Origin of the sequence: Streptomyces sp. NP-1717 (assembly GCF_022695985.1) — a bacterium.
In the GTDB taxonomy this organism is placed as follows: Bacteria; Actinomycetota; Actinomycetes; order Streptomycetales; family Streptomycetaceae; genus Streptomyces.
The window spans coordinates 1-23,572 of the sequence record NZ_JAAPBF010000076.1; the positions used below are offsets into that span (position 1 = coordinate 1).

Consider the following 23,572-nt stretch of genomic DNA (forward strand, 5'->3'; position numbering starts at 1 on the left):
CCTGGTCTTCGCCGGTGAGATGGGCGCCCTCGTCGACGGTCCCGAACCCGGCCTCGACGGCGACGCCTTCGACGCCTACTGCGACCACCTGCTGGTACGCGAGGCCGGGACCGGCGAGGTCGTCGGGACGTACCGGCTGCTGCCGCCCGACCGCGCCCGGGTCGCCGGACGGCTCTACTCCGAGAGCGAGTTCGACCTCCAGCGGCTCGACCACATACGCGACGACCTCGTGGAGGTCGGCCGCTCCTGCGTCCACCCCCTGCACCGCAACGGCGCCGTCATCGCACTCATATGGGCCGGGCTCGCCCGCTACATGACCCGCACCGGCCACAACTGGATGGCCGGCTGCTGCTCCCTCCCGCTGAGCGACGGCGGCTCCCTCGCCTCGGCGACCTGGAACACCGTCAAGGACCGCAACCTCGCGCCGCAGGAGTACTGGGTCACCCCCCACCGGCTCTGGACCCCGGACAGCGCCACCGTCCCGGCCGCACGCGCCGAACTGCCCGCGCTGCTCCGCGGCTATCTGCGGCTCGGCGCCTGGGTCTGCGGCGCGCCCGCGCACGACCCGGAGTTCGGGGTCGCCGACCTGTACGTCCTGCTCTCGCTGCGCCGCACCAACCCCCGCTATCTGCGGCACTTCCTCTCGCTCGCCCCGGCACGATGAGCGCCTGGCTGCCCGTCGCGCCCTGCACCCCGCAGCTCTGCGCGCCCCGGCCGGACGCCCTGCGCCGGGGCACGGTCGCCGCGTCCGTACGGCTGCTGGCCGGTCTCGGAGTCGTCATCCTCGGGATCCTGCTCGTCCCGCCGGTCGCCCTGCTCGGCGCCGGCCGGCGCGACCGCCTGACCAGAGGGTGGACGCGTACGGTGATCCGGGCCTTCGGGCTGCGCATCCGGACCGACGGCCCGTCCCCCACGCCGTTGCCCGACAGGCCGGCGCCCGACGGGCAGGTGTCCGACACGTCGTTGCCCGACGCGCCCGGCGGGGTGCTCGTCGTCGCCAACCACATCTCCTGGCTGGACATCCCGCTCGTCGCGACCCTGTTCCCGGGGCGGGTGCTGGCCAAGAGCGACATCCGGCGCTGGCCCGTCCTCGGCACCGTCGCCGCGCGCGGCGGCACGCTCTTCGTGGAGCGCGACCGGCTCCGCGCGCTGCCCGACACCGTACGGGACGTGGCGGACGCCCTGCGCGCGGGATCCCGCGTGATCGTCTTCCCCGAAGGCAGTACCTGGTGCGGCAGGGACCAGGGACGCTTCACCGCGGCCATGTTCCAGGCCGCGCTGGACGCGGGCGCGCCCGTCCGCCCCGTACGGATCGGCTACCGTCCGCTGGGTCCCGCCGCCTTCGTCGGCGACGATCCGCTCGCCGTCTCACTGTGGCGGATCGTGCTGGCCCGCGGGCTCACGGCGGAGATCGAGGTACTTCCCCCGATCCCCGCCGCGCACCACGCGGACCGCCGCTCGCTGGCCCGTGCCGCTCAGACCGCCGTCGCCAGGGACAGCGCGAACCGCCCGGCCTCGTCGGTCCACCAGTTCGTCAACTTCATACCCGCACCGGTCAGTTCGGTGCGGACACGCTCCTGAGTGAACTTCGCCGACACTTCCGTCCGCAGCTCCTCACCCGCCTCGAAAGTGACGACCAGATCCAGCTCGGGAATCTTCACGGTGAGGTCCCGGCGCGCCCTCAGCCGCATCTCGATCCACTGCTGTTCGCGGTCCCAGCGCGCCACATGGTCGAAGTCCGCCGGGTCGAAGTCGGCGCCCAGCTCGCGGTCGACGACGGCCAGGACGTTCTTGTTGAAGGCGGCCGTCACACCTGACGCGTCGTCATAGGCCCTGACCAGTACCGACTCGTCCTTGACCAGGTCCGTCCCGAGGAGCAGCGCGTCACCGGGCGCGAGCAGCGCGCGCACGGCCGTGAGGAACTCCGCGCGCTCGTCGGGGAGCAGATTGCCGATCGTGCCGCCGAGGAACGCGATCAGCAGCGGCCCCGGCATCGCCGGCAGCTCCATGTCCTTGGTGAAGTCGGCGATCAGCGCGTGCACCTGGAGGTCCGGCCGCTCGGCGAGCAGCGCGTCGGCCGCGCCGGTGAGCGCGCTCTCGCTCACGTCCACCGGTACGTAACCGCGCAGCAGCGGCAGCGCGTCGAGCAGGTGCCGGGTCTTCTCCGAGGAACCGGAGCCCAGTTCGACCAGGGTGCGGGCCCCCGTCGCCACGGCGATCTCCGGCGCGCGGGCGAGCAGGATCTCCCGCTCGGCGCGGGTCGGGTAGTACTCGTCGAGCCCGGTGATCTCCTCGAAGAGCTCACTGCCCCTGGCGTCGTAGAACCACTTGGGCGGCAGGGACTTGGGGCTTCGGGTCAGCCCCCGCAGCACATCGGCGCGCAGCGCGGCGTCGGTGGCGTCCTCGGGCAGGGTGCGGGTCAGCAGGTACGGGCTCACGCGGGTGGCTCCTTGAGGGGGGTGAGCAGGACGTCGGTGCGGGTCGCCGCCAGCAGTGTGTGGTCGGGGACCTCGCACCAGCGCGGATCGTCGTCGTACGGTTCCGAGGCGACGACGGTGCCCCGGCCCGGCTCGGTGAGATACCAGAGCGTGTCGCCCCAGGCGGTCGCGGTGATCGTCGCACCGTCCGTGAGCAGCAGGTTCAGCCGGGAATCGGGGGCCGCCCCGGCCACCTCCAGGACCGTGTCGGACAGGGCCTGGCCCATTCCGTCACCGTCCCGCAGCCGGTGCAGCACCAGCGCCCACACGAGCGCCGAGTCGGTGCGGGCGTCCAGCGACAGCAGCTCGGCGGAAGAGAGGGTGGCGGCCAGTGGCGCCAGGCTCGACGGCCAGCCGCGCACGGCGCCGTTGTGGCTGAAGAGCCACGGCCCGGACGCGAACGGCGCCGCCGCGGCCTCACCGTCCGAGCCCGACTCGGTGGCGTCCCGCACGGCCGCGAGCACCGCACCACTGCGGACCGCCCTGGCCAGGTCGACCACGCTCTGATCGCCCCAGATGGGCCCGGTACGGCGGTAGCGCGCGGGCACCGGGTCGCCGTCCGCGTACCAGCCGACCCCGAAACCATCGGCGTTGACCGTCCCGTACCGCTGCCTGCGCGGCTCCCAGGACTGCCGGTACAGCGCGTACTCGGGGCTGATCAGCACCTCGCGGAGCGACAACGGCACTCCCACATAAGCGATATGACGGCACATCACACATCTCCCGCGGTGCGCGCGGTACGGAAACCGGCGAAGATCTGCCGGCGCACCGGCAGGTCCCAGTTGCGGAAGGTGCCGCGGCACGCCACCTGGTCCACGGCGAACGAGCCACCGCGCAGCACCTTGTGCGCACCGCCGAAGAACACCTCGGAGTACTCCCGGTAGGGGAAGGCGGCGAAGCCGGGGTACGGCAGGAAGTCGCTCGACGTCCACTCCCACACGTCGCCGATCAACTGCCGTACGCCCAGCGGCGACGCGCCTCGCGGATAGCTGCCCGCGGGCGCCGGCCGCAGATGGCGCTGGCCGAGGTTGGCGTGCTCGGGCGTCGGGTCCTCGTCGCCCCACGGATGGCGCCGGGAGCGGCCGGTGGCCGGGTCGTGCCGGGCCGCCTTCTCCCACTCCTCCTCCGTCGGCAGCCGCCGCCCGGCCCAGCGCGCGTACGCGTCCGCCTCGTACCAGCTGACATGCAGCACCGGCTCGTCGGAGGGGACGGGCTCGACCACCCCGAACCGCCGTCGCAGCCACTGCCCGGCCTCGCGCCGCCAGAACAGCGGTGCGGTGACGGAGTGTTCCCGGATCTGCGCCCAGCCCTCCGGGGCCCACCAGCGCTCCCGCGTGTAACCGCCGTCCTCGATGAAGCGCAGATAGTCGCCGTTGGTCACCGGCACCGTGTCCAGGTGGAACGCGGGCACGAGCCGGTGGTGCGCGGGCCGCTCGTTGTCCAGGGCCCACGGTTCGGCCGAGGTGCCCATCGTGAACTGCCCGGCCGGCACGAGCACTTCACCCGGCAGCTCCGCCACGTCGGCCGGATCGGGGGCAGGCGGCTCGGGCGCCGTGAGCGCGGCGGGGCCCCGCCGCAGCTGATGGGTGATCAGCATCGTCTCGTCGTGCTGCTGTTCGTGCTGCGCGATCATGCCGAAGGCGAATCCGGCGTCCAGCAGCGGACCGCCCCGCAGCGCGCTGCTGCCGAGGATGTCCATGACCCGGCCCCGGACGTCGGAGGCGTACGCGCGCGCCTCCGCCGGGGCGAGCAGCGGAAGCGTCGGACGCAGCGCCCTGGGATGCTCGAACGCGTCGTACACGGAGTCGATCTCCGGCCGGACGGCCGCACGGCCGCCGACGTTGCGGAGCAGCCACTGCTCCTCCTGATTGCCGATATGGGCCAGGTCCCAGACCAGCGGTGACATCAACGGCGAGTGCTGCGCGGTCAGTTCGGGCTCGTCCACGCAGGAGGTCAGCAGCGCGGTGCGGTCACGGGCGGTGGTCAGCGCGTCGACGGCCCGCCGTCGCAGCGCCTCCACGTCCTCGCCGCCCGGTATCCCGTCGGCGGACCCGCCGGTCGTCCTGTCCGCGGTCTCGGCCGGTGTCCCGGCGTGCTCGGTCATGTGCGGAGCTCCTTCCCGGTCACGGGAACGTCCATGTCGTCGGCGGGGCAGCGGCCCGGCACGACGTACCGCTCGTTGAAGGCCGCGACGGCCTCCCGTACGGCCTCGGTGGCACCCGTACGGGGCAGCGCCTCCTGCGCGGCGGCGAAACACTCCACCGCCGCCGCGTGCAGCTCGGGATCGGTGAGCCCGTCCCTGGCCGCCGTGATCCAGAGCGGATTGCCCGGCGCGGGCAGGGGGCCGGCCGTCTCGGCGAGCGATTTGACGGTGCGGTACACCGTCTCGGCGGCCTCGGCGTCGTCGAAGAGGGCGGTGGTCACCGCCAGTGGCACCATCCAGCCGTCGTCCCCCCGCTGGGCGTCGATCATCCGCAGCTCCAGATGGCCGCGCGGACGCACCGGGGGGAACAGGGTGGTGATGTGGTAGTCGAGATCGGCGCGCACCGGCGGGCGCGGCAGGCCCGACCGGATCCAGTCACGGAAGGTCAGCCCCTCGGGGACGTCCCAGGGGCCGTCCGCCGTCCGCACGCACATCACCGGCGCGTCCAGGGCGTACGCCGCCCAGGCGCGGCGCGGCTCCCGCCGCGTGTCGGGCGATTTGGTACGCGCCGGGTCCAGGTCCGTCCACAGCGCCTGCCGGGTGGAGCGCCAGCCGGTGGCCCGGCAGGCCTGGACGGGTGAATTGGCGAAGGCGGCCACCAGCACCGCGCCCAGCAGATGGGCGAGCTGCCAGCGCCTGCCGTAGCCGAGCGGGCCCGGCTCCTCGGTACCCGCGTCGAGGCAGACCTGGATGGAGGCGGAGGAACGCATCATGGCGCGGCCCGAGGGGCCGATCCGGTCGAGGTAGGTCTCCATCGCGTCGTACCGGGGCTCCTGGAGGAGCCTGCCCGGTGAGTGCCACGGATCCTGTCCGAGGCCGGTGAGCGTGAGACCGGCCGTACGCAGTTCGCGGCGTACGGCGGCGAGGTCCGCCGCGGTGGAGTCGACACACTCCATCAGGGAGGCCGCGGGCGCCGAGCTGAGCTCCAGCTGGCCACCCGGTTCGAACGTCAGCGCCGATCGCAGGGGGAGGTCCCGCAGGCCACCGAAGGCCTTGTCGAGACGCGCGGTCCGAACGGGGAGTTCGGGGTCGTACAGATCGTGAACGAGCCATTCCAGTTCAACACCGACGACGCGGGGCGGCCCTGTCTTGAAACATATGCCGCGCAGCAGCGCCTCGGCGTCATCCTCGTTGAGAGACGGGCCCTCAGCTGCGAATTCGTCCGACGACATGGTCGGATCCTCCTGTCGAAGACCGTGACCGGACCCCGTCCCCGGGGGCCGGGGCGGAGCGCTTCGTCCAACCTAAGGCCACTCCCGCCGCTCCGCACAAGAGTGCCCCTGCGGGGGGAAAACATGGTTGCTCCGGGCGCGTTTCCTGACGGACGATGCCTGTCATGAGCGCACGGCTGCGGGGGATCGCGAAGGACACCGAGGAGATCGTCGGGGCGGGCGGATACCGCGCGCGGGACGGGCGTCAGGTGCCGCTCACCGCGCTCCTGGAGGCCGCCGCCGAAGGGACCCGGCTGTACGGCCCGGAGCCCGTACCGGTCACCCCGGACACCTCCCGTACGACATCCTTCGAGGTCACGGGCGAGAGCAGCCTCCAGGCCGCCCGGCGGATGACCTCGGCCTCGGCAGGCCCCGTGGCGGTCCTGAACTTCGCCTCCGCGCGCAACCCGGGCGGCGGCTACCTGAACGGAGCACAGGCCCAGGAAGAGGCGCTCTGCCGGGCCTCCGCCCTCTACGCCACCCTGTTGCGGGCCCCCGGCTACTACGCGCACCACCGGGCCGACCGCAGCCCGTTCTACAGCGACCGCGTGATCCACTCGCCCGGCGTACCGGTCTTCCGCGACGACCGGGGCCGGCTGCTGGACGCCCCGTTCACCGTCGGCTTCCTCACCTCGCCCGCCCCGAACGCCGGGATCGTCAAGCGCGACCACCCGCAGGAGAGCCATCGAATTCCGGCCGCGCTCGACTCCCGCGCCGAACGCGTCCTGGAGGTGGCGGTGGCGGGCGGCTACCGGCGGCTGGTGCTCGGGGCGTGGGGCTGCGGCGTCTTCCGCAACGACCCGGCGAGGGTGGCCGGCGCGTTCCGGGCGCTGCTCGTCAGGTCCCCCGAAGGCGGCGGCGGCCGGTTCGCCGGCCACTTCGACGAGGTCGTCTTCGCGGTGCTCGACCGGACGGCTGATTCGGCCACGCTGGAGGCATTCCGCGGCACGTTCGCGGCCGAACTCGCGACCGGGCCGACCGCGCCCACGACCGCGCCGGCGGACGGCTCGGCCGCGCCGGCTCAGCGCCAGCCGTAACGCTCCCGCAGCCGCCCCACGACCCGGTCGAAACGCGCCCGGTCCAGCGCGCACGCCTCACGTCGCATGCCCGCGTCGTGGATCCGCAGCACCCGGTCCAGATCGACCCACGACTCGCGCCCCCGCCGGTCCCACGGCCCGACCCCGATCGGCACCCACTCGTGGTCGCGGTCGTGGCGCTTGCTGGAGAGCTGGACGGCCAGCAGGGTCCCGGCGGGTTCGCGGGCCACCACGAGCACCGGCCGGTCCTTGCCGCGCCCGTCGTTCTCCTCGTACGGCACCCAGGTCCAGACGATCTCGCCGGGATCGGGGTCGCCGTCCCGGTCGGGCGCGTACGAGGTGCGGACGGGCCCGACGTCACGGGGTTCGGCCTCGGTGGTGGCCGACGGACCGCTCCGGCCGGGGAGTTCGGCATCGGGGGAGTGGTCGGGGGCGCCGGATTCGGTGAAGGGCTTCATCCGGTCGAAGGTAGAGCGTCGCCGCCCCCGGGCGCCGACCGGGGGCGGTCCGGAACCCTCCTCGCACGTCCGCTCGGCCCCGCCTTCGCCCCGGTTTCAGACCCAGCCCTCCAGCGAGGCCATGAACGCGTCGAAATCGTCACGGTGCGCCGTGTGTCCCGCGCCCTCGACCGTACGGACCTCGAAACCCCGCGCACGCAGTTCCGCCGCGTCGGCGGGCGAGATCATCGGGCTCGGATCCGCGGTCGTCACCAGCGAGGGGACCACCGGCCGGACGGGCCGCAGATCCGCGCCGAAGGCCGGGGCGATGCCGTACGCCGTCGCCTCGTCCCACACGGCGAGGCTCGCCACCTCCAGGTCCACGTCCGCTTCCTCCCAACGAGGGTTGAGCGCGGCTATCTCCTCGCGCGGGAGCGTCTTGGCCGCCGCCAGCCGCGCGGGCCCCTCGCTCTCGGTGGCGCCCGCCGGCGGGCCCGGCAGACGCCAGGCCGGATCGCAGTAGACCGCGCGGCGCGGCGCCAGTCGCTCCACCGCGAGCGCCAGTGCCATCCCGCCCAGGGAGTGGCCGATCGCCACCTCCGCGCCGGCGGGCAGCGTCTCGACGAGGTCGTCGGCGAAGTCCCCCGGCCCGTAGGGACCTCGGCCGCTGGCGCCGTGGCCGCGCAGATCGACGGCGATCACGCGCAGTCCGCGCGCGGCCAGTGCGGGCCCCACCCGCCGCCATGTCCGGTGGTCGGCCATGATGCCGTGGATCAGGAGGGCGACGCGGTCGCCCCCGCCCCAGGTGTGGGTGTGCAGTCGCAAGACGATCCCTCTCTGTAGGAAGGCGCGTCGCAAGACGCGCCGAAGGTAGGGAAGGTGCCCAACACACGGGAGTTGCGCCGGGACGGAGCACGTCGCGCGTCTCACGTGCGGTGACCCCGCGGGACGACGGGCCCCGGAATTCTTCGGCGCGCCGTCTGGAAAGATGCCGAGGGCGATGAGCCAGTTACCTGAACAGTCCTCCCCGCGGTCGTCCGCACAGCCCTCCCCGCGACGGTCCGAACCGCCCGCCGAACGTCGCCGCCGTACGGCCGGCCCTCCCGTCCCCACCAGCGCCGACGTCGCCCGCCTGGCCGGAGTCTCCCGGGCCACCGTCTCGTACGTCCTCAACAACACCTCCGCCGTACGGATCAGCGAGCCCACCCGGCGCAAGGTCCGCGAGGCCGCCGAGGAGCTGGCGTACGTCCCCCACGCCGCCGCGCGCAGCCTGCGCGCGGGACACACCAGAATTGTCCTGCTCCCCACCGCGCACGTCCCCGTCGGCCCCCTCTACAGCCGCTTCCTCGACGAACTCCAGTGGGCGCTGCGGCGGTTGGACTACACCGTCGTCCAGTACGGCAGCCTCGGCCTCGACGGCGACGAGGCGGCGCGCGCCTGGGCGGAACTGCGCCCCGTCGCCGTCGTCTCCCTCGGCGAGATCGCCCTCACCCCCCAGGGGGTGGAGATACTCAAGCGCTCCGGCGCGAAGGCCGTCATCACCCTTGGCCCGCGGCGCGTCGAGGGCGCGCACGCCCTGGTCATGGACCAGCGCGAGATCGGCGCCCGCGCCGTGGAGCACCTGCTGGAGCGCGGACGCCGCCGGATCGGGGTGGTGATGCCCGAGGAGCCGGGCCTCGACCTCTTCTCGGAACCCAGACTCGCCGGCGCGCGGGCCGCCGCCGCGGCGTCGTCCACCGGCGCCCGCGCCGAACCGCTGCCGCTGTCCTACACCGAGGAGTCGGCGGCCCGGCTCGCCGCCCGCTGGGACGGCCTCGGCCTCGACGCCGTCTACGCCTACAACGACGAGTACGCGATGCTCCTGATGCGGGCGCTCCAGGACGCCGGTGTCGCCGTCCCCGGCGACACGGCGGTCCTCGGCGCCGACGACCTCCTCCTCGGCAGACTGCTGCGGCCCCGCCTCTCCACCGTGCGGATCGATCTCGTCACCGGGCAGCGGCTGGCGGCCCTGGTCGACCGTGTGGTGCGCGACCCCGGCGGGGAACCGGAGCGGCACGATCTGATGGGGGCACGGGCGGTACGGCGCGAGTCGACCTGACGAGGCCCCGCCCCCGGACGACATGCGCGGCCCGCGGCCGTTGTCTAGCGTCACCAGCATGAGCACTCACTGGCACCCCTATCCGCGGCGCTTCGAGATCCTGCTGGTGCCGGAGCACACCGACGGCCGCACCGGCCCGCCGGACGCGGCTACCGCCCTGCGCTCCGCCGTCGTGGAGGCGACGGGGGAGACCGGTGAGTCCGGTTACCCGCACTACGAGGGCGGCGGCATGGTCGCGGACATCGACCCGGAGACCCGCACCGTCGAGGGGCTGCTGATCGACGGCTACGAGGTGGACTACGGGCTGTCGGCGCGCGTCGTGGACGCCCCCGCCGACCCGGACACGCCACCCGGTCTCGCGTAGCCTCCCGCGCGTGGACCGGTCGGCCGGCCCGTCCTCCCAAGGACGCCCCGCCGCCCCTACTCCCCTCGCCGCTTCGCGCGCCTCCCATGAAAGAGTGCGCGAGCGAACAGCTGACCGAAGGGGAGAGACCCGATGAGCGATCCGATGACCATTCGCGACGTCTACGTCGTCGACGCCGTCCGCACACCGATCGGGAAGTTCGGCGGCGCTCTCTCCTCCGTACGGCCGGACGATCTCGCCGCCCATGTCGTGCGGGCGCTCGTGGACCGCACACCGGAACTCGACCCGGCCAGGATCGACGACGTGGTGCTCGGCGCGGCCAACGGCGCCGGTGAGGACAACCGCGACGTGGCGCGCATGGCCGCGCTGCTCGCCGGGCTGCCCGTGACCGTCCCCGGCGTCACCGTCAACCGGCTCTGCGGCTCGGGACTCGAAGCGGTCATCCAGGCGGCGCGCGCCGTCGCGCTCGGCGACGCGTCGATCGTCGTCGCGGGCGGCGTCGAGTCCATGTCGCGCGCTCCCTGGGTGCTCCAGAAGCCCGAGCGCGCCTTTCCCGCCGGGCACCAGCAACTGCACTCCACGACGCTCGGCTGGCGCATGACCAACCCGGCGATGCCCGCCGAGTGGACGGTCCCGCTCGGCGAGGGCGCCGAACTGATCGCCGACAAGCACGCGATCACCAGGCAGGCACAGGACGCGTTCGCGCTGGAGAGCCACCGCAAGGCGGCCCGCGCGTGGAGCGAGGGACTCTACGACGCGGAGGTGGTGCCGTACGCGGGAGTGGAACTCGTACGTGACGAGTGCGTCCGCGACAACACCTCCCTCGAAGCGCTCGGCAGGCTCAGGCCCAGCTTCCGTAAGGAGGGCGAGGGAACGGTCACGGCGGGCAACGCCTCACCGCTCAACGACGGGGCCGCCGCCCTGCTCCTCGTCGACGAGGAGGGACTGCGCGCGACGGGGCGCGAACCCCTCGCCCGGATCAGGACCTCCGCCGTCACCGGCATCGAGCCGCAGCTCTTCGGCCTCGGCCCGGTCGAGGCGGTGCGCCGCGCGCTGGCGAAGGCGGGCCGGGACTTCGCCGACCTCACCACGTTCGAACTCAACGAGGCTTTCGCCGCCCAGTCGTTGGGCTGTCTCGCCGAATGGCCGGAGCTGGACCCCGCTGTCGTGAACCCGCGCGGCGGCGCGATCGCCATCGGTCACCCGCTGGGTGCCTCCGGCGCGCGCCTGGCCGGGTCCGTCGCCCATCAACTGGCGGCGGCCGGCTCGGGGACCGGTCTCGCCGCCCTGTGCATCGGTGTCGGCCAGGGACTCGCGCTCGTACTGGAACGCTGACGCGCGGGCCCCTCGCCCCTCGCCCTTACGCGCTCGCCGCGGTCCCGGGGCCGGTGCCGTCACCCGGGGACGGGGCCTGTGCCTTCGCGGCGGCCTCCGCCTCGGCGACCGACTTGCGCACCTCTTCCATGTCGAGTGCGCGCGCCTGCCCGATCACGTCCTCCAGGGCCGTCTCGGGCAGCGCGCCGGGCTGGGCGAAGACCGCGACGTTGTCCCTGACGATCATCAGCGTCGGGATGGAACGGATCTCGAACGCCGCTGCCAGCTCCTGCTGCGCCTCCGTGTCGACCTTGGCGAAGACCAGGTCGTCGTGGCGCTCGGACGCCTTCTCGTACACCGGGGCGAACTGACGGCACGGACCGCACCAGGAAGCCCAGAAATCGATCAGGATGAAGTCGTTCTCCGACACCGTCCGGTCGAAGTTCTCCTTGGTGAGTTCCACAGTGGCCATGACCTGATACCTCTTCCTGTTCTCTCCGGATGAAGCCGCCTCGGACAACGGTGCGCACCACCGCCGTATTCCTGGCCCATTCCCGAAGATCGTGTGGCCATGCGCCGGGCATCGCACCAGACTGTCCCCATGACGGAACCCATTGAGTACGACGTCGTGGTGCTGGGTGCCGGACCGGTCGGGGAGAACGTCGCCGACCGCGTCCGGGCGGCCGGACTGAGCGCGGCGATCGTCGAGAGCGAGCTGGTCGGCGGCGAGTGCTCCTACTGGGCGTGCATGCCGAGCAAGGCCCTGCTGCGCCCGGTGATCGCCCGGGCGGAGGCACGCCGGGTGCCCGGTCTGAGCCCCTCCGTACAGGGCCCGCTCGACGTGCCGGCCGTGTTCGCCCACCGTGACGGGTTCACCGCGCACTGGAAGGACGACGGCCAGGTCGCGTGGCTCGACTCGATCGGCGCCGTGCTCCACCGGGGCCACGGCCGGCTCGACGGCGAGAAGCGGGTGACCGTCACCGACCCCGAGGGCGGGGTCCAGGTCCTCACCGCCCGCCACGCGGTCGCCGTCTGCACCGGCACCAGCGCGATCGTGCCCGACCTGCCGGGCCTGGCGGGCGCGAAGCCCTGGACGAGCCGCGAGGCGACCAGCTCCCGGAGCGTGCCGGACCGGCTGGTGGTCGTCGGCGGGGGAGTGGTCGGCGTCGAGATGGCCACGGCTTACCAGGGGTTCGGCTCGACCGTCACCCTTCTCGTACGGGGCGACGGTCTGCTGCCCCGTATGGAGCCCTTCGTGGGAGAGCTGATCGCCGACTCACTGAAGGAAGCGGGCGCCTCCGTACGTACGGGCGTCTCGGTCGCCTCGGTCGAGCGCGACGGCGGCAGCGGACCGGTCACGGTGGTCCTCGACACCGGTGAGCGGATCGAGGCGGACGAAATCCTCTTCGCGACCGGCCGGGCGCCCCGTACCGAGGACATCGGGCTGGACACCGTCGGGCTGAAAGCGGGCTGGCTGGCGGTCGACGACAGCTGCCGCGTCGAGGGCAGCGACTGGCTCTACGCGGTCGGCGACGTCAACCACCGCGCGCTCCTCACCCACCAGGGCAAGTACCAGGCCCGCATCGCGGGCGCCGCCATCGGCGCCAGGGCCCAGCGCGTCCCCCTGCTGGAGGACGACCGCTGGGGAGCCCACGCGGCGACGGCCGACCACGCCGCCGTCCCCCAGGTCGTCTTCACCGAGCCGGAGGCCGCCTCGGTCGGCCTCAGCCTCAAGGAGGCCGAGCAGGCGGGCCACCGTGTGCGCGCGGTGGACTACGACATGGCCAATGTCGCGGGCACGAGCCTGTACGCGGACGGCTACCGGGGCCGCGCCCGGATGATCGTGGACCTGGACAGCGAGATCCTGCGGGGAGTGACCTTCGTGGGCCCCGGCGTCGGCGAACTGCTCCACTCGGCCACGGTGGCGGTCGTCGGCGAGATCCCGATCGCCCGCCTGTGGCACGCGGTCCCGTCCTACCCGACGATCAGCGAGATCTGGCTGCGGCTGCTGGAGACGTACCGGGACGCCTGAGGGCGGCCGGGCCGACGCTTGGCCGGTAGGCCCCCTCGGGCGGATCGCCCGGCCAGTCCCGGGCGGCACGCGCCGCTTCGGCCAGGTTCTCGGAGGAGTCCGGGTACGGCCGGTTCACCCAGGACCCCGGTCCTCCTTCTTGCGAGGCACCGCGCCCCGGACGCCCGGGCCGACCCCCGAAGATCCGCAGCCGTGGACCGGCCCACCGAAGCCGACCGCCGCACCACTTCACTCCGCCCGGAAGACCACCCCCAGCGCCGCGTCCCGCACGTCCGGTGACGGGTGGGTGCGGAGCGCGCGCAGGGAGGTGCGCCATTCGGTGGGCCAGCCCAGGCGGTTGCCCGTCGCGGAGACCAGGGCGACGGCCAGCAGACCGGTGGCCGGGTCGCCGGTGGTGGTCAGCCGGGTCGCGGCGGTCAGGACCGTCGACGGGGCGGACGGCAGCGGGCCGGAGCCGAACCGGCCGCGCAGTTGGTACGCCGTGGCCGCCGCGAGGGCGGGGCGGCCTGCCGCGTTCGCCGCCAAGTCCCCCAGTCGCGCGGTGAGTTCGGGAAGTCCGGCGTCCGGGTCCACCAGGGCGCGGAGCACGTCCGCGCGGGCCCCGGCCAGTGACGGCTCGTCGGCGAGCAGCGCCGCCACTGCCTCCAGCACCGGATGTATCTCGCGAACCGGCCGGTCCGGCAGGGCACGCAGCAGCGCGAGCGCACGCTGTCGGGCCGGGAGGTCCCGGTCGTCGGGAGCGTCCGGCTCGCCCGCGGCGATCGCCGGGAGCAGCGCCGTCAGCGCGTCGTGCAGCGGGCTTCCCGGCGCCGCGCCGCCGACGGGGTGCGGCAGACCGGAGACGGCGAGCCGGCCGATCGCCGTCACGGCGGCCTGCCGGACCGCGCGCGTCCCGGCCGCCTCACCGAGGTCGGTGACCCGCGCGGACAGGCCGTCGACCACATCGGGGGCGTACCGCGCCCACAGGGGCAGTACGCGCAGTCCTGCCGTCGCCGCTTCCGGGTCCGCCGACCGGCACACCTCGCCCACCAGTCGTGCGTAGCGGGGCCGGTGGATCTCCGGCAGGGACCAGGCCGCGGGCCGTACGACCGCCTGGAGCACCTGCGGCGCGCCTTCGGTGGCCGCCGCGAGCAGCGACCACGTCTCCTCCTCGGAGAGCAGCTCGGCCGAGAAAGCCACCACCGTCGCCTGTACGTCGGGGTGCCGGGGCGGCGCGGCGAAGGCAGCGGCCAGCAGAGCCGCCGCGCGGGGGAGCGGCAGGCGTGTGGCCGCCAGCCGTACCGCCTCCTTACGGCTCGTCACCTTCACACCCTCGTCGGCGGTGAGCACCGCGCCCAGCTGCTCGGCGAGCCGGGAGGGCGCGGCGAAGCGCGTGGCGCGCGTCGCCGCGTGCACGGCGACCCGCGCGCGGTCGTCACCGACGTGGGCCAGCAGCACGGGAAGCGCGTCCTGCGGCTGGTCCGCCCACACGAGCGCGGCCAGCGCGGCCTCGGCCAGCACCACCTCCTGGGATTCGGCGTACCGCAGGGCGAGGGCCCGCCCGTGCTCCGGAACCGTCGCGGCGGCCCGGATCGCCGCCGCCCGGCTGTGGAGCGGCTGCGACTCGTCGTCCGCCGCCGCAGCGGCCATGGCGCCCGCCGCCGCCTGCTGGCGCGGCAACCAGCGTGCGGCGAGGCGCAGTTCGGGCAGCGGCCGACGGCGCCCGCGCTTGAGGAATCGGCCGTACGGCGGCGGCCCGCCGAGCAGCACGTCCAGCAAATCGATCCGACGCTCCGTCAGAACCCGCTCGACCGGGTCGAGTACGGCCGCCGACGGTTCGAGCTCAAGAATCCTGGCCACCCGCTCGTGCCGGCCCGAAGGCGGCTCCAGCCAGTACCTCACCGCCGTCGTGAACGCGGCGTCGTCGCCGTACTTGAGTGCCTCTTCGAGCAACCCCTGGAGCACCGGCATCCGATGGGCCCGCCGGCCGAGCGAAGCGGTCAGTGTGAACAGCAGCCGGTAGTCGGCCTTGTTCATCGCCGCGTCCAGCCACGGGCGCAGCGCGTCGAGCACCTGATGTTCCTGGCCGCGCCGCAGCGCACGGTCGAGCGGGCCGAGATACCCCACCCCGACATACGCGGCGATCCGCTCCAGCGCGCCCAACGACCAGGCCACCAGGGCTGGTTCACCGTCCGCCGCGTTCTCGCGCAGCAGGGCGATCGCCAGGCTCCGGACGGCCTCCCTCGTGCCGTAGGAGATGTCCCGCGCCTCCAGGGCGTCCCGGAGGATCCGGTCCAGCGGCTCCGTGGAGTCCGCCGTGAACAGGTCGGGGCGCACCTCGGCGAGCGCGCCGAGGGCGGCGTGGCGCACCGGATCCTGTTCGTTGCGCAGCCGAGGCAGCTCGGCCAGCATCTCGCGCACGGCCGCGGAGTCGCGCGTACGGGCGGCGTTGACGATCAGCAGCGGCCAGGCACGCGCGCGGTCACCCGCGTCCGGGCGGCGGGTCCCCGCGAGCAGTTCGGCGCGCGCCTCGGCGACCGGCCCGTACGCGACCAGTTCCAGGACCTCGTACCAGGACCCGCCCGTCTCGCGCCGCCGGGCCGCCCAGCGGCGGGCCTCGGCCCAGCGGCGTTCACGCTGCAGCAGGCCGAGCACCGGCAGTACGTCGTCGGCGTCCGTGCTCTCGACACCCGCCGTCGCCAGGTCGAGGAAGTCGCTCCGGCGGTGCGGCGGCAGGGCCTTCAGCAGCACGGCGAAGTGCGGGCGCCCGATCCAGTGGCGGCCGAGCGCGGGCAGCGAGGGAGGGTCGGCCCGCACGATCCGCCGCAGGACGGACGCCGACGGAAGCGGTGGGTACGACGGCCCGCCCCCGTCCGCCGGGATCAGCAGCCGTACGGTGCGCTCCGCGTCGACGGCCACGAATTCGTTCAGCCGCGCGATGAGAGCCTCGGGGAGTACACCGGGCCGGTGCCGCTCCAGCATCGACAGCACCCGTCCGGCGCGGGCGGAGACGGCCGCGGCCACCCCTTCCGCGTACCGGTGCCAGGCGGTGTCGCGTTCGGCACGCGGCCGGTCCGCGAGGTCCCGCTCGGCGTGATCGAGCACCTGATCGGGGAAGTTGAGGCCCATCCTGGTCCAGGAGTCGAGGGCGTAGGAGAGTTCCGGCAGGGCCGCCGCCACGAACTCCGGCGAGCAGACGGGCAGCAGCTTGGCCGCCGTGTGATCACCCCACTGCTCGCGCAGCCTCGGGACCAGCCGCTCGGCCAGCGCCGTACGCCCGCTCGCCAGCACGACCTCGCCCAGCCGCTGCCGCGCGTCGGCCGAGGCGTCCTCGTACGCGGCCTCGATCGCCGAGTCCGGGAACGGCAGTGTGCGGGCCGCCCGCAGCGCGTACGCCCGGACCACCGGGTCCCGGTCGGTCAGCCGCCCGGCCAGGAAGTCGATGTGCCGGCCGGCCAGCGCGGCGAACGCCGCGAGCCGCTGCTCGTAGATGCCGCGTCCCGCCAACTCCTCCACCAGGGAGGGCAGTTCCTCGGTGGGGTGGAGTGAACGGGCTTGGTGGGCAAGGTGCTTGAGGCGATCCGGATACGACAGCGGTTCGAGTGCGACAAGCAGACGGTCGACCGTGAGTGACATGACCGTGATTGTGCCGGTGGAGGCGCCGCCGGCCCACCGGATTTGTGCGGGCCCGGCAGGCGCGTGCGGGCCCGGCGGCGACGCGCGGTCGTTGCCGCGGTTCCGCCGGGCCCGTCCGGTACCGCCCGGACTACGCGTCCGTACCGACGTACTCCCGCAGATGCCGCGCCGTGACCGTGTCCGAGTGCGCCACCAGATCGGCCGGCGTACCGGTGAAGACGACCTGCCCGCCGTCGTGCCCGCCGCCCGGCCCCAGGTCGACCAGCCAGTCCGCGTGCGCCATCACCGCCTGGTGGTGCTCGATGACGATCACCGTGTTGCCCGCGTCCACCAGCCGGTCGAGCAGCGCGAGCAGCTTGTCCACGTCCGCCATGTGCAGCCCGGTCGTCGGCTCGTCCAGGATGTAGACGGACGACTTCTCCGCCATCTGGATCGCCAGCTTCAGGCGCTGCCGCTCACCGCCCGACAGGGTGTTCAGCGGCTGTCCGAGCCGCAGATAGCTCAGCCCCACGTCGTTGAGCCGGCCGAGGATCGCGCGAGCCTGCCCGCCGGGGAAGTAGTCGTACGCCTCCGCGACCGACATGGAGAGCACTTCGCTGATGTTCTTGCCGTTCAGCCGGTAGGTGAGCACCTGAGGCGTGAACCGCTTGCCCTCGCACTCCTCGCAGACCGAGGCCACGCCCGCCATCATCGCGAGGTCGGTGTAGACGAGCCCGAGACCGTTGCAGTTGGGGCAGGCACCCTCCGAATTCGCGCTGAACAGCGCCGCCTTGACGCCGTTGGCCTTGGCGAAGGCGGTACGGATGGGGCTCAGCAGCCCTGTGTAGGTGGCCGGGTTGCTGCGGCGCGAACCACGGATCGGCGACTGGTCCGCGACCACCACGCCGTCCCTGTGGGAGAGATAGCCGTGGATCAGTGAGGACTTCCCCGACCCCGCGACCCCGGTGATCACGCTCAGCACACCGGTCGGGATGCCGACGCTCACGTTCTTCAGATTGTGCAGATCGGCGCCCTCGATCGACAAATGCCCGTCGGGCTCGCGCACCGACTCCCGCAGCCGCGCGCGGTGTTCGAGATGCCGGCCGGTCAGGGTGTCCGAGGCGCGCAGCCCCGCCACGTCCCCCGTGTAACAGATCCGCCCGCCCGCCGTCCCGGCGCCGGGGCCGAGATCCACCACGTGATCGGCTATCGCGATGACCTCGGGCTTGTGCTCCACGACCAGCACCGTGTTGCCCTTGTCCCGCAGCCGCAGCAGCAGGTCGTTCATCCGCCGGATGTCGTGCGGGTGCAGCCCGATCGTCGGCTCGTCGAAGATGTACGTGGCGTCGGTGAGGCTGGAGCCCAGATGCCGCACCATCTTCACGCGCTGCGCCTCACCGCCGGAGAGCGAGGACGAGACGCGGTCCAGGCTCAGATAGCCGAGCCCGATCTCGACCAGCGACTCCAGCAGATCCCGCAGACTGCCGAGCAGCGGCGCGACGCCCGGGTCGTCGATCTTCCGTACGTACTCGGCCAGATCGCTGATCTGCATCGCCGAACACTCCGCGATGTTCGCGCCGTTGACCTTGGAGGACAGCGCGGCGGCGCTGAGCCGGCTGCCGCCGCAGGACGGGCACTCGGCGAAGACCACGGCACGGTCCACGAAAGCCCTGACCGGGGCCTGCATCGAATCCCGGTCCTTGACCAGGATCGTCCGGTTGACCTTGGTGACGAGCCCTTCGTACGTCATGTTGTTGGAGCCGACCTTGACCTTGGTCGCGGTCTTGTGGAGGAAGACCTCCCACTCCTCGGGGGTGAAGTCCTTGAGCTTCTTGTCCGGGTCGTAGAAGCCCGAGGCGACCATGATCTGCCAGTACCAGGCGTCCACCTGGAAGCCGGGGACGGTGATCGCGCCTTCGTTCAGGGAGAGTTCGCGGTTCACCAGCTGGTCGATGTCGATCTTCGAGACCTGGCCGATCCCCTCGCACTCGGCGCACATGCCTTCGGCGGCGTTGAAGCTGAAGGCGGTCGAGGTCCCGATGTGCGGGGTGCCGAGCCGGCTGAAGATGATCCGCAGCATGGTGTACGCGTCGGTCGCCGTACCCACCGTGGAACGGGAGTTGGCGCCCATCCGCTCCTGGTCGACCACGATCGCGGCGCTCAGATTGTGCAGCGAGTCGACGTCGGGCCGGCCCATGCTCGGCATGAACGACTGGATGAACGCCGTGTACGTCTCGTTGATCAGGCGCTGGGACTCGGCTGCGATCGTGCCGAAGACCAGCGAGGACTTGCCGGAACCCGAGACGCCGGTGAAGACCGTGAGCCGGCGCTTCGGGATGTCGAGCGAGACCTCCCTCAGGTTGTTCTCGCGGGCCCCGCGGACCTGGATCACGTTGTGACTGTCGGCGGCTGGGATGTTCACGGACTGCTCCTCGGGTGGCTCGGCGAGCGCCCAGCGTACACCGTACCCAGTACAGATCGCACATATTTTCGATCAGAAGGTGATGCGACTCCTGGAGGTGCCGTTCCCGGTCTGCGTGAGGTGTGGCCGCTACAGCCAGCCGTTGCGGCGGAAGCTGCGGTGGAGGACGTAGCAGGCCGTCGCCATCAGCGCGACGACGGCCGGGTAGCCGTACGTCCACCCCAGGCCGGGCATGTGCTCGAAGTTCATCCCGTAGATGCCGCAGACCATGGTCGGCACGGCGATGATCGCGGCCCACGCGGTGATCTTGCGCATGTCCTCGTTCTGCGTGACGGTCACCTGTGCGAGATGCGCCTGGAGGATGGAGTCCAGCAGAGTGTCGAACGCGGCGATCTGATCGGTGAGCCGGGCCAGATGATCGGCGACGTCACGGAAGTACGGCCGTACGTCGGCGGTGACACCCGGCAACGACCGGTTGGCCAGCGTGTCGAGCGGCCGGTCGAGCGGCGCCACGGCCCGCTTCAGCTCCAGCAGTTCCCGCTTGAGCTGGTAGATGCGCCCGGCGTCACCCCGGGCGGCTCGGCCCGCCCGGCCCGCAGCCTCGTTGAAGACCTCGCTCTCGACACGGTCGATGTCGTCCTGGACGGCGTCGGCGACGGCGAGGCAGTCGTCGACCACCTGGTCGGCGATCGCGTGCAGGACGGACGACGTGCCCATGGCCAGCCGCTCGGGCGCTGCCTCCAGCCGCTCCCTGAGGGGGCCGAGCGAACCGTGCCTGCCGTGCCTGATCGTGATCACGAAGTCCGGTCCCGTGAAGACCATCAGTTCGCCCGTGTCCACCACTTCACTGGTGGCGGTGAGCACTTCGTGCTCGACGTAGCGGCAGGTCTTGAAGACCGCGAACAGCGCCCCGTCGTAACTCTCCACCTTCGGCCGCTGATGCGCGTGCACGGCGTCCTCGACGGCGAGCGGATGGAGCCCGAACAGATCGGCGAGGCCCTTGAACTCGGCTTCGTCCGGCTCGTGCAGACCGATCCAGACGAAGCCCCTGCCGGACTTCCGGACCCGTCGTACGGCTTCCTCGGCCGGGCAGTCGCCCGGCTGCCGTATGCCGCCCTCGTAGACCACGCAGTTGACGACGGCGCTGCCGAGCGGCGACCGGGCCGGATGACTGAGGTCGACGGTGCTGCGGTAGACGCGCCGTACCGCCCGGCGGAGGCGACGGATCATGGGCACAGGGGCTCCGTTCGAAGGACCGGCGGCCAGTCTGCCACCACCTTCGGAGGGCGTCCCGGTCCCTCGAAGGGACCGTGGGACTTACGTGCCGCCGGTCCGCGAGGTCCGCGAGGGCTGTGGGGCCCGTGAGTTCTGAGAAGTCTCCTGAGTCTCCGGGGGTGCCTCCGTGATGTCGAGGAAGACATGGTCGGCCTCCGGCCAAGTCCCGGCCACGGAGCGCTTGATACGTACGCAGATGAGCTCGATCTCCTCGCTGTCCAGCCCCGGCACCAGATCGATCCGCGCGGCGATGAGCGCCGAGTCCAAGCCGAGCCGCATCGTCAGCAGTTGGGCGACGTTGTCGATCTCGGGCTGCGCGTCGAGGAGCGAGGCGATCCGGCCGCGCAGCTCGGGATCGACGGACTCACCGACGAGTTGGACGCGCGCCTCGGCGCCGAGCCGGTACGCCACGAACACCAGCAGCAGACCGATGCCGAAGGACGCGCCGGCCTCCCAGGCCACCTCGCCGGTGACCAGATGCAGCACCATGCCCGCCATCGCGAGCAGCACACCGAGCACGGCGGTCGCGTCCTCGGCGACGACGGTCCGTACGGCGGGGTCCTTGGCGCTGCCCTTCTGTTTGCGCAGCTGATGGAGGGCGCGGAGCAGCGAACTGCCCTCGGCGGCCAGGGCGACGCCGAGCACGATCAGGCCGGCTGTATATCCGCTCGGGCTCTCCCCGTCGTCCGTGACCAGGGCGTGATAGCCCTGGTAGAAGGAGAAGCAGCCGCCCATGACGAAGATCCCGACAGCCGCGAGCAGCGACCAGAAGTAGCGCTCCTTGCCGTATCCGAAGGGGTGACGGCGGTCTGCCGGGCGCCGGCTGCGGTGCAGGGCGGTGAGCAGGAAGACCTCGTTGACGCTGTCGGCCACGGAGTGCGCCGCCTCCGAGAGAAGCGCGGGCGACCCCGAGATGAGACCGCCGATGGCCTTCGCGACGGCGATGACGATGTTCGCGGCGAGGGCCACGAGGATGGTGATCCGGGTCTTCCCGTCGGACTTCTTCGGGTCGGGCACGTTGCCGACGCCGGATTCTTCAGTGCCGGATGTCTCCGCGCCAGACGTCGTCGCGCCGGATGTCTCCGCGCCGGACGTCGTCGCGCCGGAGGTCTTCGTGCCGGATTTCTCTGTGTCCGGTTCTCTCTGGTTCAAGTCGGCCTTCCAGTCGGATGGGCCGACCCCGTGTGTCGGCCGCTCCGCCGCGTGTACCCCGCCCGCGCGGGCCGAATCGACGCCGCGATCCGCCGTACGGCACCGGCGGAGCCGTCCCGGCCGTGGTCACGGCGATTCCGTACGCCCCCGGCCGGAGGCGCCGCCTCGTGCGCCGGGTGACAGGCGGGCGACATGCGGGGCGGGTGCTCTGCTGGCACAGTCGTCAGGGAGCGGAGGGGAGCCGGGGGCATCCACTGGCACGACCGGAGTGAGGCGAGCGGTCATGGCACCGAGGCATCCTGTGTTCGGGGCGCCGTGCTGGGCGAGCCTGCTGGCCCGCGATCTCGCGGAGACGCAGAGCTTCTACGGTGCCGTACTCGGCTGGACCTTCCGCCCCGCCGCACTCGGCGACCAGTTCGTCGTGGCGGAGGCCGACGGCGTACCGGTCGCGAGCATCGGCGCGCTGGCCCCCACGCTCCAGGTCGCCGTGGCCTGGACGCCGTACTTCGTCGTGGGCGACGTGGACGCGACGGCCGCCCGCATCCGGGAGCGCAGCGCCACGGTCGCCGTGGGGCCCCTGGCCTTCGAGATGGGGCGGGCCGCGCTCGCCGCCGACCGGGACGGCGCCGTCTTCGGCTTCTGGGAGGGCGAGCCACTGCCCGACGCCACGGAGAAGCTCGGCGGCCCGCCCTTCCGCCTGGAGCTGCGGACCTACGACGCCATCGCGTCGGCGATCTTCTACGGCGAGGTGCTGAAGTGGGCCGACGAGGGAATGGGCGCCATCGATGTCAGCTACGAGCAGGACCGCGTCGTGCTCCGTACCGGGCGGGGCGCCGGGCACGTCGTGGCGCGAATAGGCAGCGGGGGCATCGAGGCGGCGGCGGACCCGCATCTGCGGCCGCGCTGGCATGTCTCGTTCGCCGTGGACGGCGTGAAGGCGATCAGGGCGGCGGCCGAGACCGCGGAGGCGATGGGCGGCGCCGTGGTCGCGACGGAGAGGACGGCGTACGAGGACGGGGAACAGGTGACGCTGCGGGACCCCGACGGCGGGCTCTTCACCCTGACGGACCGCTGAGACGGACCGGCGCTCCCGGAACGCGGGTCCGCCTGTCCGGGATTTCGGCCCGCGATCGGGTATGCGGCCCGGCGGACGACCCGGCCGTCCGCCGTCCGCAGGCCGGTGGACAGCCGTCCGCCGACCGGGCGTGACCGGCGCCCGACGGCCACTGACGAAGGGAATCACGGTGAACCAGGGACATCCGGACGACAACGGGGGGAACGGCGCGGCCGTCCCGAGGGACCTCCCCGACCAGCACGCCCGCCCCGGCGAGGATCCGCTGGACGTGGATGTGGAGGGCCTGGGCTCGTCCGACGAGCCCGAGGACGCCCCGGACACCGCGGAGGCCCCGGACGAGCCCGACCAGTCGCTCCCCGACACGGACGAGGCCGGCGCCGGCAGGCGCGGCGAACCCAACACCGGCGGGGTGCATCCCGAGCAGCCCGTCCCCGACGAACCGTCGGGCTGACCGGCCCGGCGCCCACTTCCGAGCGGAGGAACCCACGGTGAAGAGCACGCAGGAACCCACGGCGGCACACGGCATCGACGCGGAAGTGACGGTCGAACTCAGCGGCTGCGAGACGGAGGACGCGCACGCCGTGTTCGGCGCGCTGCGTACCGTCTTCGCCTCCGACCGCGCGCCCGACGACAGGCCGCGGGAGGTGGCGGGGGCCCGCCCGACGGTGTGGAGTTCGACCTTCGACGTGTCGGAGGTACGGCGGAAGGCCGGCCCGACCCGGCTGAGCAGGCCGGTGACCGCGGACGTCCAGGGCGGCTACTGGGCGGTCGCGAAACTACAGGAGGAGCTGACCGGCGCGTTCGCCGTACAGGTGCTGGGTACGGCCGCGGGCGACCAGGAACAGGAGGTCCAGCTACGGCTGGACACACGCACGCCGTGA

At 72.7% G+C, this 23,572-nt stretch carries 21 protein-coding genes; 10 read left to right on the forward strand and 11 right to left on the reverse strand.

The genetic code is table 11. The annotated features are described in order from the left end of the window. Nucleotides 1–664, forward strand: a 664-nt coding sequence (locus GXP76_RS17445; RefSeq protein ID WP_242572454.1) for a GNAT family N-acetyltransferase, incomplete at its 5' end; no start/stop codon positions are given. Then, nucleotides 661–1,581 carry a 1-acyl-sn-glycerol-3-phosphate acyltransferase gene (locus GXP76_RS17450; RefSeq protein ID WP_242572455.1) on the forward strand — a complete coding sequence of 307 codons (921 nt, stop codon included), beginning with the start codon at nucleotides 661–663 and terminating at the stop codon, nucleotides 1,579–1,581. The genes GXP76_RS17445 and GXP76_RS17450, both read left to right, overlap by 4 nt. On the opposite strand, the gene egtD is transcribed toward GXP76_RS17450, so the two are convergent. The 4 genes from egtD to egtA are packed head-to-tail and all read right to left on the reverse strand — an operon-like array spanning nucleotide 1,476 to nucleotide 5,852. Beyond that, nucleotides 1,476–2,438, reverse strand: a complete 963-nt coding sequence (gene egtD, locus GXP76_RS17455; RefSeq protein ID WP_242572456.1) for an L-histidine N(alpha)-methyltransferase — start codon at nucleotides 2,436–2,438, stop codon at nucleotides 1,476–1,478. The two genes, GXP76_RS17450 and egtD, sit on opposite strands and share 106 nt — an antisense overlap. Further along, the gene (gene egtC, locus GXP76_RS17460) at nucleotides 2,435–3,190 is read right to left on the reverse strand and encodes an ergothioneine biosynthesis protein EgtC (RefSeq protein ID WP_242572457.1); all 756 of its coding nucleotides are present in this window, start codon (nucleotides 3,188–3,190) and stop codon (nucleotides 2,435–2,437) included. Before egtC ends, egtD begins: the two co-directional genes overlap by 4 nt. Then, the gene (egtB, locus tag GXP76_RS17465) at nucleotides 3,190–4,581 is read right to left on the reverse strand and encodes an ergothioneine biosynthesis protein EgtB (RefSeq protein WP_242572458.1); all 1,392 of its coding nucleotides are present in this window, start codon (nucleotides 4,579–4,581) and stop codon (nucleotides 3,190–3,192) included. Before egtB ends, egtC begins: the two co-directional genes overlap by 1 nt. Continuing rightward, a complete protein-coding gene (egtA, locus tag GXP76_RS17470; protein ID WP_242572459.1) occupies nucleotides 4,578–5,852 on the reverse strand; it encodes an ergothioneine biosynthesis glutamate--cysteine ligase EgtA in 1,275 nt (424 codons plus the stop codon). The genes egtB and egtA overlap by 4 nt, the downstream gene beginning before the upstream one ends. A gap of 164 nt (nucleotides 5,853–6,016) precedes the next feature. Between egtA and GXP76_RS17475 the strand changes: the two genes are divergently transcribed. Further along, nucleotides 6,017–6,928: a TIGR02452 family protein gene (locus GXP76_RS17475; RefSeq protein ID WP_242572460.1), complete on the forward strand. Its 912-nt coding sequence runs from the start codon at nucleotides 6,017–6,019 to the stop codon at nucleotides 6,926–6,928. Here GXP76_RS17475 and GXP76_RS17480 read toward each other — a convergent pair. Continuing rightward, nucleotides 6,913–7,386 carry a type II toxin-antitoxin system PemK/MazF family toxin gene (locus GXP76_RS17480; protein WP_242572461.1) on the reverse strand — a complete coding sequence of 158 codons (474 nt, stop codon included), beginning with the start codon at nucleotides 7,384–7,386 and terminating at the stop codon, nucleotides 6,913–6,915. The genes GXP76_RS17475 and GXP76_RS17480 overlap by 16 nt on opposite strands. A 96-nt stretch (nucleotides 7,387–7,482) precedes the next feature. After that, nucleotides 7,483–8,190 carry an alpha/beta fold hydrolase gene (locus tag GXP76_RS17485; RefSeq protein WP_242572462.1) on the reverse strand — a complete coding sequence of 236 codons (708 nt, stop codon included), beginning with the start codon at nucleotides 8,188–8,190 and terminating at the stop codon, nucleotides 7,483–7,485. Nucleotides 8,191–8,365: 175 nt separating this feature from the next. On the opposite strand from GXP76_RS17485, the gene GXP76_RS17490 reads away from it, so the two are divergent. The 3 genes from GXP76_RS17490 (at nucleotide 8,366) to GXP76_RS17500 (ending at nucleotide 11,162) form a co-directional block, all read left to right on the forward strand. Next, entirely contained in the window at nucleotides 8,366–9,463 is a 1,098-nt protein-coding gene (locus GXP76_RS17490) for a LacI family DNA-binding transcriptional regulator (protein WP_374361417.1), read from the forward strand. 58 nt (nucleotides 9,464–9,521) lie between these two features. Further along, the gene (locus GXP76_RS17495) at nucleotides 9,522–9,827 is read left to right on the forward strand and encodes a hypothetical protein (protein WP_242572464.1); all 306 of its coding nucleotides are present in this window, start codon (nucleotides 9,522–9,524) and stop codon (nucleotides 9,825–9,827) included. Nucleotides 9,828–9,971: 144 nt separating this feature from the next. Continuing rightward, a complete protein-coding gene (locus GXP76_RS17500; RefSeq protein ID WP_242572479.1) occupies nucleotides 9,972–11,162 on the forward strand; it encodes a thiolase family protein in 1,191 nt (396 codons plus the stop codon). Between the two features lie 25 nt (nucleotides 11,163–11,187). Here GXP76_RS17500 and trxA read toward each other — a convergent pair whose 3' ends face one another. Beyond that, nucleotides 11,188–11,661, reverse strand: coding sequence for a thioredoxin (gene trxA / locus GXP76_RS17505; RefSeq protein WP_374361420.1), 474 nt, complete (start codon nucleotides 11,659–11,661; stop codon nucleotides 11,188–11,190). 81 nt (nucleotides 11,662–11,742) lie between these two features. Between trxA and GXP76_RS17510 the strand changes: the two genes are divergently transcribed. Continuing rightward, nucleotides 11,743–13,173 carry an NAD(P)/FAD-dependent oxidoreductase gene (locus tag GXP76_RS17510; RefSeq protein ID WP_242572466.1) on the forward strand — a complete coding sequence of 477 codons (1,431 nt, stop codon included), beginning with the start codon at nucleotides 11,743–11,745 and terminating at the stop codon, nucleotides 13,171–13,173. Between the two features lie 228 nt (nucleotides 13,174–13,401). Here GXP76_RS17510 and GXP76_RS17515 read toward each other — a convergent pair whose 3' ends face one another. The 4 genes from GXP76_RS17515 to GXP76_RS17530 form a co-directional block, all read right to left on the reverse strand. Continuing rightward, nucleotides 13,402–16,788 carry a hypothetical protein gene (locus GXP76_RS17515; protein ID WP_242572467.1) on the reverse strand — a complete coding sequence of 1,129 codons (3,387 nt, stop codon included), beginning with the start codon at nucleotides 16,786–16,788 and terminating at the stop codon, nucleotides 13,402–13,404. 130 nt (nucleotides 16,789–16,918) lie between these two features. Beyond that, on the reverse strand, nucleotides 16,919–19,159 hold the full coding sequence (locus tag GXP76_RS17520) for an excinuclease ABC subunit UvrA (protein ID WP_242572480.1): 2,241 nt from the start codon (nucleotides 19,157–19,159) through the stop codon (nucleotides 16,919–16,921). A 159-nt stretch (nucleotides 19,160–19,318) separates the two neighbouring features. Next, nucleotides 19,319–20,419, reverse strand: coding sequence for a magnesium and cobalt transport protein CorA (locus tag GXP76_RS17525; RefSeq protein WP_242572468.1), 1,101 nt, complete (start codon nucleotides 20,417–20,419; stop codon nucleotides 19,319–19,321). Between the two features lie 87 nt (nucleotides 20,420–20,506). Further along, complete coding sequence (locus tag GXP76_RS17530) at nucleotides 20,507–21,481, reverse strand: cation diffusion facilitator family transporter (RefSeq protein WP_242572481.1); 975 nt, start codon at nucleotides 21,479–21,481, stop codon at nucleotides 20,507–20,509. Between the two features lie 418 nt (nucleotides 21,482–21,899). Between GXP76_RS17530 and GXP76_RS17535 the strand changes: the two genes are divergently transcribed. From GXP76_RS17535 to GXP76_RS17545, 3 genes are all read left to right on the forward strand, one after another. Next, complete coding sequence (locus tag GXP76_RS17535; protein ID WP_242572469.1) at nucleotides 21,900–22,691, forward strand: VOC family protein; 792 nt, start codon at nucleotides 21,900–21,902, stop codon at nucleotides 22,689–22,691. A gap of 169 nt (nucleotides 22,692–22,860) precedes the next feature. Continuing rightward, a complete protein-coding gene (locus tag GXP76_RS17540; protein WP_242572470.1) occupies nucleotides 22,861–23,142 on the forward strand; it encodes a hypothetical protein in 282 nt (93 codons plus the stop codon). A 37-nt stretch (nucleotides 23,143–23,179) separates the two neighbouring features. Then, the gene (locus GXP76_RS17545) at nucleotides 23,180–23,572 is read left to right on the forward strand and encodes a hypothetical protein (protein WP_242572471.1); all 393 of its coding nucleotides are present in this window, start codon (nucleotides 23,180–23,182) and stop codon (nucleotides 23,570–23,572) included.